The following is a 13,102-nucleotide window of genomic DNA, read 5'->3' on the forward strand; positions in this document are numbered from 1 at the left end:
TGACTGATTCACATCGAAACGTGGGAGCGGGCTTGCCCCGCGATAGCGATAGCACTGCCAACATCGCATCGCGGGGCAAGCCCGCTCCCACGGTGCCCAGTTATCTACGCGACAGCGCAGCCCGGAAGGGCTGGGTGATCTCCCACAGGAGCTCAGTCAGGCATGTCTATCTTGGCCCGGCGCAGTCTTTGCGGGAGCTGGCGCTAGCCTGCGATGAGGCCGGTGCAGGGTTTCACATAGCGGGGTAATTTCCTACAGAACCGCAGTGTTCCAGCCGCCCTGCCCGTCCACCTCCAGCAGATGGGTATGCAAAGCCGCCAGCGTATTGCGGTGCCCAACGCTCACCAGTAGCGCCTGCGGCATCTCGTTGCGCAGCAGCGAATACAGTGCATGCTCAAGCCCTTCATCCATCGCCGACGTGGATTCATCGAGAAACACCACCTGCGGCTGGTTGAACAGCACCCGCGCAAACGCCAGACGCTGCTGCTCGCCCACCGATAGAATCCTCGACCAGTCACAACGCTCATCCAGACGCTCGCACAGGTGCGCCAACTGCACTTGCCGCAAGGCCTGTTGCATGCGGGCATCCTGCGCTGGCGGCGCGTCCGCCGGGTAGGCGATGGCGGTTCGCAAATCCCCCAACGGCAAGTACGGGCGCTGCGCCAGGAACAGCGCCTGATGGCCCTGCGGCCTGCCAACCGTACCTTCGGCATAGGGCCAAAGCCCGGCCAGAGCGCGCAATAGAGTGGTCTTGCCGCTGCCTGACGGGCCTTTGATCAGCAGCGCCTGGCCCGCATGCAGGTCCAGGTCGAGGTTGGCGATCAGTGCATGGCCGTCGGGGCGGCGCACCTGCAGGCCGCTGATGGCCATAGCCCCAGCCAGGTTCCGGGAATCAACGCTCGGCAGTGCGGCGGCCTGCGCGTTGGCATCAAGGAAACCGGTCAGACGGTCCAGGGTGGCGCGGTAGCTGGCAAACGTATCGTAGGACTCGCGGAAAAACGACAGCGAATCCTGCACCTGGCCAAATGCCTGTGAGGTCTGCATGACGTCGCCAAGCTTGATCGCCCCGCTGAAAAACCGCGGCGCCTGGAGGATGAACGGGAACACCACCGCCACCTGGCTGATGGCAAGGTTGAACCCGCTGAACTTGAGGTTTCGAAACACCAGCGCCCAGGCGTTGCCGATCAGCGCGAAGAAGCGGCCGAGCAAGGTGCCCCGCTCCACCTGCGCGCCTTGGTAGAAGGCGATGTTCTCGGCATTTTCACGTAGCCGCATCAGCGCGTAGCGGAAGTTGGCCGTGAGCTTTTCGTTGAGGAAATTAAGGCGTATCAGCGGCTGCCCGAGGCGAAAGGCAATCCAGGTGGCAACCAGCACATAGAGGTACACGGCAAACACCATCGCCCGCGGCACTTCCAGCCCTGCCACCGTCAGCGGCGCCGACAGGCCCCACAGAATCCCGGTGAAGGCCACCAGCGAAACCAGCGCGCTGACCGCACCCAAGGCCAGCGAAACCGAGCCAGTGACGAACGCATTGATGTCCAGCTCGATACGCTGGTCGGGGTTGTCGACAGGCTCTGGCAGAAACTGCCCGCGATAGTAGGCGTCGCCGCGCATCCAGTCGGCGGTGAGGCGTTCGGTGAGCCATACGCGCCAGTGAATGTTGAAGGCCTGGGTCACGTAGAAGTTGAACAGCGCGCGCAATACATGCATGGCGGCCAGCACCGCGAACACCCCGAGCAGGTACCAGAACGCGGTCTGGTCCAGGCCTTGGAGCGCGCTGTAGAAGCCGTTGTACCAAAACGAGAACAACACCTCCAGGCGCACGGCAAACAGGGTCAGCACCAGCAACAAGGCAAAGGCCAGCAATGGCCGCCAACTGCGCCGCACATTGAAGTAAGGGCCTGCGAGGCGCCAGAACTGGCGGCCCCATTGGGTATGGCGTACCGCCACAATGGCGCAGACGGCAAAGCCGATGAAGGTGATGCCTGTGGCGATTGCCAGCCAGCTCAGGCTCTGTTGCAGAGCCTGGTGCCAGTTCATGTCCATAGGAGCGTGTCCGTGACGAGGTTTTCGCGAGGTTAGCACCGGCGGGTGCTGAACCTGGCGAACATGACGGACATTTCATTTTTTGCACGAGCGCCTTGGGCTTGCCATGCTGGCTTCATCGCGGGGCAAGCCCGCTCCCACGCTGCTCAGTTCTCTGTGCGACAGCGCAGCCAGGAAAGGCTGGGTGATCTCCCACGGAGACCGCGTCAGCCGCGATATCCGCGTCTGGCTCAGATCCCTGTGGGAGCTGGCGACAGCCTGCGATGAGACCGGAACAGGCCGCCCACAAAACGCCTGGCAAAGATCAAATCACCCGGTGCAATGCACCGCGAAAAGCCTAGCCCAATGCCTCCCTCACTTTGTCATCCACGCCCTCCCCGGCATGCTCCTCGATCCACGTCCCCAACTGCCTGCGCATCGCCGGCGTCCAGAAACTCACCAGATGCTGGCGCACACCCTGCACCGCCTTGGCACGGTCCGGTTCGCTGTCGAAGTAATGGGCGATCTGGTTGGCCATCTTGACCAGGCTTTCATTGCTCATCGGCGCACCTCTGCCTGTTCCTTGCCTTCGGCCTTGCGTCGCTGCTCCAGCAGGCGGCGCTGTTCATCACTGAAGTTCTGGTAACGCTTCTGCCATTGCGAGGGCTGGAACACCTTCACCACTTCCACCGCCGTGACCTTGTATTCCGGGCAGTTGGTGGCCCAGTCGGAGTTGTCGGTGGTGATCACGTTGGCGCCCGATTCAGGGAAATGGAACGTGGTGTACACCACCCCGGGCGCCACCCGCGCACTGACCCTGGCACGCAGCACGCTCTGCCCCGCCCGGCTGCCCACACCAACCCAGTCGCCGTCACTGATGCCACGGCTCTCGGCATCGCTTGCGTGGATTTCAAGGCGGTCTTCGTCATGCCAGGCAACGTTGTGCGTGCGCCGCGTCTGGGCGCCAACGTTGTACTGGCTGAGGATACGCCCGGTGGTCAGCAACAGCGGGTAGCGGCTGTTGACCTTCTCGTCGGTGGGCACATAGCCGGTCAGCATGAACCGCCCTTTACCGCGCACGAACTCATCGATGTGCATGGTCGGCGTGCCATCGGGCGCCGCGTCGTTGCACGGCCACTGCAAGCTGCCGTGGCGTTCGAGTTCGGCATAGCTGACGCGGTGGAAGCTCGGCGTCAGGCGGGCGATTTCGTCCATGATCTCGGACGGGTGGCGGTAGCTCATCGGGTAACCCAGCGCATTGGCCAGGGCCACGGTGCCTTCCCAGTCGGCCTTGCCGGCCAGCGGTTCCATTACCTTGCGCACCCGCGAGATACGCCGCTCGGCATTGGTAAAGGTGCCGTCCTTTTCAAGGAACGAGCTGCCCGGCAGGAACACATGGGCAAACTTGGCGGTTTCGTTGAGGAAGATGTCCTGCACCACCACGCACTCCATGGCCAGCAAGGCAGCGGTCACGTGCTGGGTGTTGGGGTCGCTCTGAGCGATATCCTCGCCCTGGCAGTACAGCGCCTTGAAGCTGCCATCCAGCGCGGCTTCGAACATGTTGGGAATACGCAGGCCAGGATCGGGCTGCAGCGTCACCCCCCAAGCCTGTTCGAATTCACTGCGCACGGTTTCGTTGGAAATGTGCCGGTAGCCCGGCAGCTCGTGGGGGAACGAGCCCATATCGCACGAGCCCTGCACGTTGTTCTGCCCGCGCAACGGGTTCACGCCAACGCCTTCGCGGCCAATGTTGCCGGTGGCCATGGCCAGATTGGCGATGCCCATTACCGCCGTGCTGCCCTGGCTGTGCTCGGTCACGCCGAGGCCGTAGTAGATCGCCGCATTGCCGCCAGTGGCGTACAGCCTGGCAGCCTCGCGGACCTGTTCGGCAGGCACGCCGCACACCGGGCCCAGCACCTCGGGGGCGTTTTCGGGCAGCGAGACAAAGTCGCGCCAGCGAGCGAATTCTTCGGTTTCACAGCGCGCATCGATGAACGCCTGGTCAAGCAGCCCCTCGGTGACGATCACATGGGCCAAGGCGTTGAGCATCGCCACGTTGGTGCCGGGCCGCAGTTGCAGGTGCAGCTCGGCGCGGGCATGGGGCGCGTCCACCAGGTCGATGCGGCGCGGGTCGATAACGATCAGCCGTGCCCCCTGGCGCAGGCGGCGCTTGAGCTGCGAGCCGAACACCGGGTGCGCATCGGTCGGGTTGGCGCCGATCACCAGCACCACGTCGGCTTGCATCACCGAATCAAAGCTTTGCGTACCGGCAGATTCACCCAGTGTCTGCTTGAGGCCGTAGCCGGTGGGCGAATGGCATACCCGCGCGCAGGTGTCGACGTTGTTGTTACCGAATGCGGTACGCACCAGCTTCTGAACCAGATACGCCTCTTCGTTGGTGCAACGGCTGGAGGTGATGCCGCCAATCGAATCGCGGCCGTATTTCAGCTGGATACGCCGCAGCTCGCTGGCGGCGTAGCTGACGGCCTCGTCCCAGCTGACCTCTTGCCAAGGGTCTTGCAGGCTCTTGCGGATCATCGGCTTGGTGATGCGGTCGGGGTGGGTCGCGTAGCCCCAGGCAAACCGCCCCTTCACACAGGCATGACCGTGGTTGGCGCCACCCTGTTTGTCAGGGACCATGCGCACCAGTTGGTCGCCTTTCATCTCGGCCCGGAACGAGCAGCCCACGCCGCAATAGGCGCAGGTGGTAATCACCGCCCGCTCCGGCTGGCCCAACTGGATCAGGCTCTTTTCGCTGAGGGTGGCGGTCGGGCAAGCCTGCACGCAGGCGCCGCACGATACGCACTCCGAAGCCAGGAAGTCGGCCCCACCGGCCGCAGCCACCCGCGAATCGAAGCCGCGCCCGCTGATAGTCAGGGCGAAGGTGCCCTGGATGTCTTCACAGGCACGCACACAGCGGCTACAGACGATGCACTTGCTCGGCTCATAGTCGAAGTACGGGTTGGAGGTGTCTTTCTGCTCGCTCAGGTGGTTGGCGCCGTCATAGCCGTAGCGCACCTCACGCAGGCCAACCTGGCCGGCGACGGTCTGCAACTCGCAGTTGCCGTTGGCCGAACAGGTCAGGCAATCGAGCGGGTGATCGGAGATGTACAGCTCCATCACGTTGCGCCGCAAGTCAGCCAGACGTGGCGTTTGCGTGCGCACCACCATCCCGTCGGTCACCGGCGTGGTGCACGAGGCCGGGTAGCCGCGCATGCCGTCGATCTCGACCATGCACATGCGGCACGAGCCGAAGGCTTCCAGGCTGTCGGTGGCGCACAGTTTGGGGATGCTGGTGCCCAGCATGGCTGCGGCGCGCATCACCGAGGTACCTGCCGGCACACTGATCGCGCGGCCGTCGATATTCAGGCTGACCTGCACGTCGCTGTCGCGCGCAGGCGTGCCCAGGTCGATGTCGCTGCTGGGGTCGAAGTAATTGATCATTGCGCAGCCTCCGCAGTGGCCAGGCCGAAATCGGCGGGGAAATGCTTGAGGGCGCTGCTCACCGGGTACGCGGTCATCCCGCCCATGGCGCACAGCGAGCCGTACTGCATGGTGTCGCAGAGGTCGCGCAGCAGCCCTGCCTGGCTTTGGCGATAGGCCGGGTCGGTGCTGGCGATCAGCTTGTCGACCACCTCCACCCCACGGGTGGAGCCAATGCGGCACGGCGTGCACTTGCCGCACGATTCTTCGGCGCAGAACTGCAAGGCAAAACGGGCCATGCTGGCCATGTTCAGGCTGTCATCCGCCACCACGACCCCGCCATGGCCAAGCATCGCGCCCAGGGCGGCGAACGCTTCGTAATCCAGCGGTGTATCGAACTGCGCAGGCGGCACCCAGGCGCCCAGCGGGCCGCCCACTTGCGCCGCCTTGACTGGCCGGCCACTGGCGGTACCGCCGCCGTAGCCCTCGACCAGCTCGCGCAGGGTCAGGCCAAAGGCGCGCTCCACCAGCCCCGCGTGGCGCACATTGCCGGCCAACTGGAACGGCAAGGTGCCCAGCGAGCGGCCCATGCCGAAGTCGCGGTAAAACGCAGCGCCCCTGGCCATGATGACCGGCACCGAGGCCAGGGTGAGCACGTTGTGCACCAGGGTCGGCAGCCCGAACAGGCCTTCGAGCGCCGGCAGCGGTGGCTTGGCGCGCACGATGCCGCGCTTGCCCTCCAGCGACTCCAGCAACGCGGTTTCTTCACCGCAGATATACGCCCCAGCGCCCACCCGCACCTCAAGGTGAAACGCCAGGCCATTACCGGCAACATCCAGATACCCGGCCTCACGGGCCAGCAGAATCGCTTCGTTCAGCACCCGCACTGCGTCCGGGTATTCGGAGCGCACATAGATGTAGCCGTGGCTTGCGCCCACCGCCAGGCCCGCGATGATCATGCCTTCGATCAGCAGAAACGGGTCGCCCTCCATCAGCATGCGGTCGGCAAAGGTCCCGGAGTCGCCTTCGTCGGCATTGCACACCACATACTTCTGCGTAGCCTGGGCCTGGCGCACGGTGCGCCACTTGATACCCGCCGGGAACGCAGCGCCACCGCGCCCACGCAGGCCCGAATCAAGCACCGCGCTGACCACTTCGTCAGCGCTGAGCAGCGCCGCCTTGCGCAGCCCCTCGAAGCCGCCATTGGCGTGGTAGTCGTCCAGCGACAACGGCCGGGTAATGCCGGCGCGGGCAAACAACAGGCGCTGCTGGGTATGCAAATAAGGGATTGCCTCGACCGGGCCTAGTGCCAGCGGGTGGGCATCCGGGTTGGTAGCGAGCGCATCGAGCAGCCCGGGCACGTCCTCGGGCATCACCGGGCCGAAACCCAGGCGCCCTTCGCTGCTTTCAAGCTCGACCAGCGGTTCCAGCCAATACATGCCGCGCGCACTGGTGCGCTTGATCGTCAGCGGCACCTGCCGGCGCGCAGCTTCCTGCACCAGCGCCTCGGCAACAAGGTCAGCACCGACCGCACGGGCCAGCGAATCGCAGGGGATACACAGGTTCAGCATGCTTTCACCTCTTCACGGCAGCTTTGCACCAGTGCTTGCAGGCGTTCGGGGGTGAGGCGTGCGTGCACCTGGCCGTCGAGTTCGAGCGCCGGCGAGCACGCACAGGCCCCCAGGCAATAAACCGGCCGCAGGCTCACCGAGCCATCGGCGCAGGTCCCATGATCATCGAGCCCCAATTGCTCGCGCAGCTGCGCGGCCAAGGCCTCGGCGCCCCGGCTCTGGCAGGACTCGGCGCGGCACAGGCGCAGGGTATGCCGTGCAGGCGGCGTGGTACGGAAATCGTGATAGAAGCTGATCACCCCATGTACCTCGGCCAGGCTCAGGTTCAGGGCGTGGGCGATCTCGGCAATGGCGCTATCGGGAATGTACCCGGCGCCCGCCTGGATGGCATGGAGGATCGGCAACAGCGCGCCGGGGTTGGCCTTTTCGCGGGCCAGGACGCGCTGGATCAACGGCAGGTGGTTCAACTCATCAGGCATACAGCAGACCTCGGCAGCCCGGGCCAGCCCGTGTGGCGGGCAGGCTCCGGCGGGTATTCAGCTGCGGTGCACCGCCCCCGTCACGGTGGCGTGGCGGCGGGCACCCTCCTTGCCAGCGGCCGGGCGTCTAGGTGCGCGCGGTCCGAAGGCATCGTTGAAGCATGGCAGGTCTGCGGCAGGTTGGTAGCACACGCACGACCCGGCATGTGCTGAAACCGACCATGAGCAGTGATATCATCTAGACATCAATCGGGCTCGCCCGAGTTTCGCAACCTCATCAGACATGGCAAGGACGCACGAGTACATGCAACGCTCATTCAACGCATTCATCTGCATCTGCGCGGCAACGGCGGTACTTTCGGGATGCATGGCAGGCTTTACCGGTAACCGGGTGCCAGCCACTACCGTTGACTACACCGCGCTGCAAGCGCCTAAACGAGACGTCTATGTAGAAATCGTCTCGTTGCGCTCGACGGATGGTTCCACTCCAATTGAAAACAAATGGATGCCGGAAGAAAACCAGAAAATCATCGAAGACTCCCTTCGCAAAAGCGGGCTGTTCAAAGCGATCCGATTTCGAGGCCTGGACCAAGAGCCGGGTGACCTTAAGATGCAACTTACAATCACCGAAAAACTCTCGACAGCTGGCTTTGCAGGCGGCCTTACCGTGTTCTCCCTTGGCCTGATACCAAGCTCGGCACGCTTTGACTATGTGGTCGAACTGAAGGTTAAAAGCAGCGACGGCAAGCTGAGAGATATTTCCAGAAACGAAGACTACGTTACCCAGTGGATGGGATGGTTCGTAACGCCTTGGGCATCGACCACCGTGCTCGACGCCAAGACCGACACACTGGACCGCCAGCTGTCCGATGCGCTCAATCGCCTCACAGCCAGCAACGCAATCGCGCTGTGAGGGCCAGTGCTCTCCTAGGGTTCTGAACCAGGCATCGCTATCGTAGGGCAAGCCTGCGGTCTCTGTGAGAGATTGCATGGTTTTGCGCAAGTCTGTGCTGGCCTCATCGCAGGCTGTCGCCAGCTCCCACAGAGACCGCGCACAGTCGCACTATTGGGGCGTTTCCCAGATGCAACGCAGCCCTTTTGCGACCTCAAGCAGAGATGAATAGGCCTCCTGGTCGCGATATGCGCCAGGACATCGGTCGGTTGACCACGCCTCAAGTACATCCTTCGCTAGCCGCCACACTGTGCAACAATCCATCAGTAGTGATAACGACAGGCGATCACTGTGAGCGTACCTGCGCCGAAGTAGTAAACGAGCCGGTGTTCTTTGGTAATCCTTCGCGACCAGTAACCAGAGAGATCCCCTTTAAGTGGCTCAGGCTTACCCAGGCCATCAAAAGGTGTACGCATGCATTCACCTATCAAACGGCAAATTTCAGCGTGGATCTTTTGGTCGTTGGTGCGCCAGTGCTCGAAGTCATCCCAACCTATTGGCGTAAACGAGACCTGAGCATTTTCGGCTGCGGCTTTCTTATTCTGCTGCTTCGTCTTCTGGGACATTGACGGGGATATCCTTCGAAATGGCCACTCCGGCTTTGTGCTGAGCAATGGATTCCCGAAGTCTCGAAGCATTTGAGGCACTACCCAACAGGTAAATGGTCTCGTTCATCGAGTTGAAATCCTCCAGCGACATCAGCACTACGTGCTCACCGCGCTGGCGGGTAATGACGGTGGGCTCATGATCCCTGCACACGTCGTCCATTGCTTGCTTTAGGCCGGCCCTGGCTTCGCTAAAAGTAAGTACCTGCATGATCTTGATTCCTCCCACTTATTCAGTGGATGGCAGCGCCCTCACCCCTGCGGGCTGGGAGCTGCGGATGCTGATTGGCTTTGAAAATGGTCAGATTTCAAAGCATCCAGACAGGTTGTGCCAAGCCCTCACGGGAAATCCCTGTCATGCCAATCATAGTACAACATCCCGTACAATCATCAAGGCCCTATAGCTAGCCGGTCACCGTAGTGTAACTGCCGGCAAAACAAGCTTCTATGAGGCAACGGCCACCCCAACCCGCTGTTGTGCATCGAACCAGGCATCCTCTGCGAGCAGGCATCCGAGCTGATGGGGTGTGTTCGCGACATGACCCTGGCCGGGGTACTGGACAGCAACCCGCAGTTGATCTGGGCATCGCATTACCTGAGCGCGCTGGCCAAGGCGCTGATGGATGATGCAGAGTTGGGCATGAATCACTAGCCATCAAGCAGCTGCAGGCAGGTTCCGCAGAGGGCTGCCCGACACTTCGAAGGACGCCCGCTTCATGAACATCCATTGCCCGACTTTCTGGCCAAACGGCCCTGACATTGACCACAGCGCGCCGACAGTTAGCCTCAGTCAGTTGCTACCCGCCGTCGGCACTACCACCTTTGCCTGCTTCGAAAAATACGACCAACCCAATGCCGGCGAAACCGTGCAATTACTCTGGCTGCCGCCGGTGTCGGATATCAACGGCTGGAGTGAGCAGCCATCGGAAATAGCCATGAGCTACCTGCTAACTGCGTGCATCGCCAGCGAGCCGACCCTGGTGGCACCCTCCGAGAGCCGCTCAAGTGCGATTCTCCAGGGTAAGTACAGGTACGCGCTAAAGGTACTGGCTCGGCAGCGGCTGTTGTCAGCGCTGGGCACTACCGCTTCAGACGCTACCCCTTGGCATGTGCCGGCAATTGCCGATGGCAAAGGCGTCAGCTTGCTTTGGGACGAAGTGCATTGGTGCGGCAAGGCTTGTGTTGAGGGGTTGACCTATTTGACGGCGAGCACCCGGAATGAGTCGTTTATCGAGATGCTCTTGGAAAAACAGGGCGATGAACTTGTAGGGCTGTTCTGCTTGTACATGGATCCCGGTGGGGTTGAGTGTTCGATCGGCAAGCAGCGCTTCGTGGCCGGTGAGCAGGAGGCGATACAGCGGGTGCTGGACAAGGCTCGGGGACTCGTCGATACGCAGGCGCATTACATCGTGGACGGCGGATAGAGCCGGCGCAAACCTTCGACCCCGAGCAGAACATCGAGCAGGTGCTGCGCAATGAACTGGGCACTGCCTCAGATCGCTTGGGAGGTGACGGGTTGGCGGTATGAGCCTTGGTATTGCTACGCGGCTTTAAAGGGGCTATAGGTCTGGTTTCGTCATGACTGTTCATAGATATCGATAACGTGATTCGGAAGAAAACAGACCTCCATGCCCGCCTTGATCGCGTCGGTGCAATAGGGGTCGTTATCGAGCTGCCCTATATACAAATCTCCAACTCGCCTCTTGACGATAACCCACATGCGCTCGACGTTGACCTCTTCTGAGCCATGCTCATCAGTGGTAAGGATTCGAAAAATCAGCTTGACAAGCTGCTGTGCCTGAAGGGTATTTCTGGCCTTTCTCGGAGGCAGCCAGAAACTTGTGGGGTGCTCAGCGTGGATGGCTTCGGCGTCGTCCAACTCCCAGCCATCCCTATCGATTTCGGCTAATACTGCTTCCATAATTCCTCAAAAAACTTATATCTTGATTTGGTCTCTGCTGGAGTAATGCCATATTTCGCAGCGTTGTGCCAGCGCACCCGCTCAGCCTGTATTCTCAGGGCGTTAACGCCTTTGCCTGCACTGCTTGCCCGATGGCAAATCGACCGGCAACTACCGCTGCCCGTTTCAGGGAGGTCAGCATCAGTGTCATCAACACGACTCATGGATGAACCGTGCAAATACGCGAGATGACTCACGAAGATCTGCCAAGCGCCAGCGACCTGTGCCTGGAGTCATTCATGCTGGCGGTTGCCCCTTCTATGAAAGTTACGGTTTTGCGCTGGCAGGGGCAGTGGGGGAAATTGCTGGGCTGGTCTATCAGCCGATGGATAAGCGGCTGGACGGTTGAGTGGTGCCTTTCGGCGAATAGCTGCCGCCTACACAGTACTGCTACCCTTTTGGTGAACTTGGATCGACGCGTAGGGAGCGAAAATGTTGAAGGATGCGTACCGCTATAAAGTTTGGGCCGATGAGCGCACCTTGGCTGCTTTGGCGGACTTTGAAGGGAAGGCCCCAGCCTCGCCAGCGTTCGCATTCATGCGCCAACAGCTCAACCATATGGTCATCGTCGAGGAGTTATTCAGAGCCCGCCTGCTGGGCGAGCATGCGCCGCATCCGGCAACTAATACCGAGGTCGTTCCTGATCTGTACGTCCTCACAAAGCGCCTGACCGCATGCAACGCGTGGGCCACCGATTACCTCGCACACATTCCCCCGACGGAGTTTTGCAGCACTGTAAGTTTTGTGTTTTCGGACGGGCAGCATGGGACGTTAACGCGCCAGGAAATCCTCTTCCACCTTATCAACCACGGCACCTACCACCGGGGCGCAATTGGCCATGCCCTTGATCTGGGCGGCGGCAAACGTCCCGCCGACACCTACACCGTGTTCATTCACGGCGCCGAACCGCAGCGTCGCCAGTAGGCGACTGGATAGACGCGACATCTAGTGTCTCCAGGTCTTCTGCTGGTGTCAGCGAGAGCCACAGGGGAGCATGACTTCGCGGCACCGACGCCGAGTTTGAGCTGATCAACTGCTAGCCTCAGCCATCCAGCGAAGAAGGAAGCCCCGAGCAAAGCTCGGCGACCTAGCCACTGTAATATCTCGTACCCCCCAGTAGACTTTGTCTTTAGGAACCTGGCCTGTCCTGCGGGTGCGACGAGCCCCGCCACAGATCCCAGCTCGCCCTCGCCCTCCCAGCTTTCCTGTTAAACTCCGCCCCTGCGCTGCGTGCTAACGCCCATCGATCTGCAGGTTGCTCCTTGATAGCAACAAGCATCATGACCCAGGCTTACATGGCAGCAAACAGCATCAAATGAGAGAACCGAGCATGCAGCACAACCAGACAGCGAACCCCGACACCCCAGTAAATTCGGTAGTCAGGCGGTTTTCTGTTGCGCCGATGATGGATTGGGATGGTACTACCCAGAGGCCTTGATCCACGGCAGCTGTAACGAACCACTCTAGAATCCGTACCAATTTTGTACCAACCAGCCGTTACTACCCAGTTCGCTTTAGCTCAAAATCCTGTGGCCTAGTCACTTACAACCGAAGGCTGACCGGTTTCGCCCCGTAGCGGCCGCTCAATACACGCGTGCTTGCACATAACATATGGAAATTCGTATATTCGAATTTCCATATGTTATGGTGCAGCCATGATTACCCCGCCCGATGTGTTCAAGAGCTTATCCGACGAGACCCGTGTTCGCGCCACCCTGCTGATCGCCAGCCTCGGTGAGCTATGTGTCTGCGAGCTGATGTGCGCATTGAACGACAGCCAACCCAAGATAAGCCGCCACCTCGCGCAGTTGCGCAGCAATGGCGTGCTGTTGGATCGCCGCCAGGGGCAATGGGTGTATTACCGCCTGAACCCGGATCTGCCCGCTTGGGTGCATGAAATGTTGCAGGTGACCTTGCAGGCTAACTCACAGTGGTTGGCAGACAACTCTCTTCGGCTCAAGAACATGGACGGCCGCCCCGTTCGTGACGCTGCCTGTTGCTGATCATCACCGAGCGAGATCCTCATGCTGATCGCCATTGCTGTTTTTGTCTTCACCCTCATCCTGGTCATCTGGCAACCGAAGGGG

The 13,102-nt window shown here is 61.2% G+C and carries 12 protein-coding genes and 2 pseudogenes; 6 read left to right on the plus strand and 8 right to left on the minus strand.

The features are described 5' to 3' along the window. Positions 1–252: 252 nt before the first annotated feature. From HU720_RS16530 to HU720_RS16550, 5 genes are all read right to left on the minus strand, one after another. The gene (locus tag HU720_RS16530; protein ID WP_186521014.1) at positions 253–2,046 is read right to left on the minus strand and encodes an ABC transporter ATP-binding protein/permease; all 1,794 of its coding nucleotides are present in this window, start codon (positions 2,044–2,046) and stop codon (positions 253–255) included. 337 nt (positions 2,047–2,383) lie between these two features. After that, entirely contained in the window at positions 2,384–2,587 is a 204-nt protein-coding gene (locus tag HU720_RS16535; RefSeq protein WP_186521015.1) for a formate dehydrogenase subunit delta, read from the minus strand. Then, entirely contained in the window at positions 2,584–5,469 is a 2,886-nt protein-coding gene (fdhF, locus tag HU720_RS16540) for a formate dehydrogenase subunit alpha (RefSeq protein ID WP_186521016.1), read from the minus strand. The genes HU720_RS16535 and fdhF overlap by 4 nt, the downstream gene beginning before the upstream one ends. After that, a complete protein-coding gene (locus HU720_RS16545; RefSeq protein ID WP_186521017.1) occupies positions 5,466–7,019 on the minus strand; it encodes a formate dehydrogenase beta subunit in 1,554 nt (517 codons plus the stop codon). The genes fdhF and HU720_RS16545 overlap by 4 nt, the downstream gene beginning before the upstream one ends. After that, positions 7,013–7,498 (minus strand): formate dehydrogenase subunit gamma, encoded by a 486-nt coding sequence (locus HU720_RS16550; protein ID WP_186521018.1) that lies wholly within the window; start codon positions 7,496–7,498, stop codon positions 7,013–7,015. Before HU720_RS16550 ends, HU720_RS16545 begins: the two co-directional genes overlap by 7 nt. A 304-nt stretch (positions 7,499–7,802) precedes the next feature. Between HU720_RS16550 and HU720_RS16555 the strand changes: the two genes are divergently transcribed. Further along, positions 7,803–8,411 carry a hypothetical protein gene (locus HU720_RS16555; RefSeq protein ID WP_186521019.1) on the plus strand — a complete coding sequence of 203 codons (609 nt, stop codon included), beginning with the start codon at positions 7,803–7,805 and terminating at the stop codon, positions 8,409–8,411. A gap of 302 nt (positions 8,412–8,713) precedes the next feature. Here HU720_RS16555 and HU720_RS16560 read toward each other — a convergent pair whose 3' ends face one another. Together HU720_RS16560 and HU720_RS16565 are read right to left on the minus strand one after the other, a co-directional pair. Beyond that, positions 8,714–9,016 (minus strand): Txe/YoeB family addiction module toxin, encoded by a 303-nt coding sequence (locus tag HU720_RS16560; RefSeq protein ID WP_186521020.1) that lies wholly within the window; start codon positions 9,014–9,016, stop codon positions 8,714–8,716. Beyond that, positions 8,988–9,266, minus strand: a complete 279-nt coding sequence (locus HU720_RS16565) for a type II toxin-antitoxin system prevent-host-death family antitoxin (protein WP_186521021.1) — start codon at positions 9,264–9,266, stop codon at positions 8,988–8,990. The genes HU720_RS16560 and HU720_RS16565 overlap by 29 nt, the downstream gene beginning before the upstream one ends. Before the next feature lie 214 nt (positions 9,267–9,480). Between HU720_RS16565 and HU720_RS16570 the strand changes: the two are divergent. Continuing rightward, positions 9,481–9,707: pseudogene (locus tag HU720_RS16570) on the plus strand (DUF3077 domain-containing protein); the annotation flags it as partial. 64 nt (positions 9,708–9,771) lie between these two features. Further along, the gene (locus HU720_RS16575; protein WP_186521022.1) at positions 9,772–10,479 is read left to right on the plus strand and encodes a hypothetical protein; all 708 of its coding nucleotides are present in this window, start codon (positions 9,772–9,774) and stop codon (positions 10,477–10,479) included. Positions 10,480–10,631: 152 nt separating this feature from the next. Here the strand turns inward: HU720_RS16575 and HU720_RS16580 are convergent, their stop codons facing one another. Next, positions 10,632–10,976: a DUF2314 domain-containing protein gene (locus HU720_RS16580; protein WP_186521023.1), complete on the minus strand. Its 345-nt coding sequence runs from the start codon at positions 10,974–10,976 to the stop codon at positions 10,632–10,634. A 292-nt stretch (positions 10,977–11,268) separates the two neighbouring features. On the opposite strand from HU720_RS16580, the pseudogene HU720_RS24620 reads away from it, so the two are divergent. From HU720_RS24620 to HU720_RS16590, 3 genes and pseudogenes are all read left to right on the plus strand, one after another. After that, positions 11,269–11,364: pseudogene (locus HU720_RS24620) on the plus strand (GNAT family N-acetyltransferase); the annotation flags it as partial. Positions 11,365–11,447: 83 nt separating this feature from the next. Beyond that, positions 11,448–11,939: a DinB family protein gene (locus HU720_RS16585; protein WP_186521024.1), complete on the plus strand. Its 492-nt coding sequence runs from the start codon at positions 11,448–11,450 to the stop codon at positions 11,937–11,939. Between the two features lie 731 nt (positions 11,940–12,670). Further along, positions 12,671–13,018, plus strand: coding sequence for a metalloregulator ArsR/SmtB family transcription factor (locus HU720_RS16590; RefSeq protein WP_186521025.1), 348 nt, complete (start codon positions 12,671–12,673; stop codon positions 13,016–13,018). Positions 13,019–13,102 lie beyond the last annotated feature (84 nt).

Source organism: Pseudomonas sp. SWRI51 (genome assembly GCF_014268825.1).
Classification (GTDB): Bacteria; Pseudomonadota; Gammaproteobacteria; order Pseudomonadales; family Pseudomonadaceae; genus Aquipseudomonas; species Aquipseudomonas farsensis.

What these genes read in the sequence shown, in the direction of transcription:
- HU720_RS16530 (WP_186521014.1), bottom strand. Translation starts at nt 2,046, where the DNA reads ATGGACATGAACTGGCACCAGGCTCTGCAACAGAGCCTGAGCTGGCTG.
- HU720_RS16535 (WP_186521015.1), bottom strand. Translation starts at nt 2,587, where the DNA reads ATGAGCAATGAAAGCCTGGTCAAGATGGCCAACCAGATCGCCCATTAC.
- fdhF (WP_186521016.1), bottom strand. Translation starts at nt 5,469, where the DNA reads ATGATCAATTACTTCGACCCCAGCAGCGACATCGACCTGGGCACGCCT.
- HU720_RS16545 (WP_186521017.1), bottom strand. Translation starts at nt 7,019, where the DNA reads ATGCTGAACCTGTGTATCCCCTGCGATTCGCTGGCCCGTGCGGTCGGT.
- HU720_RS16550 (WP_186521018.1), bottom strand. Translation starts at nt 7,498, where the DNA reads ATGCCTGATGAGTTGAACCACCTGCCGTTGATCCAGCGCGTCCTGGCC.
- HU720_RS16555 (WP_186521019.1), top strand. Translation starts at nt 7,803, where the DNA reads ATGCAACGCTCATTCAACGCATTCATCTGCATCTGCGCGGCAACGGCG.
- HU720_RS16560 (WP_186521020.1), bottom strand. Translation starts at nt 9,016, where the DNA reads ATGTCCCAGAAGACGAAGCAGCAGAATAAGAAAGCCGCAGCCGAAAAT.
- HU720_RS16565 (WP_186521021.1), bottom strand. Translation starts at nt 9,266, where the DNA reads ATGCAGGTACTTACTTTTAGCGAAGCCAGGGCCGGCCTAAAGCAAGCA.
- HU720_RS16575 (WP_186521022.1), top strand. Translation starts at nt 9,772, where the DNA reads ATGAACATCCATTGCCCGACTTTCTGGCCAAACGGCCCTGACATTGAC.
- HU720_RS16580 (WP_186521023.1), bottom strand. Translation starts at nt 10,976, where the DNA reads ATGGAAGCAGTATTAGCCGAAATCGATAGGGATGGCTGGGAGTTGGAC.
- HU720_RS16585 (WP_186521024.1), top strand. Translation starts at nt 11,448, where the DNA reads ATGTTGAAGGATGCGTACCGCTATAAAGTTTGGGCCGATGAGCGCACC.
- HU720_RS16590 (WP_186521025.1), top strand. Translation starts at nt 12,671, where the DNA reads ATGATTACCCCGCCCGATGTGTTCAAGAGCTTATCCGACGAGACCCGT.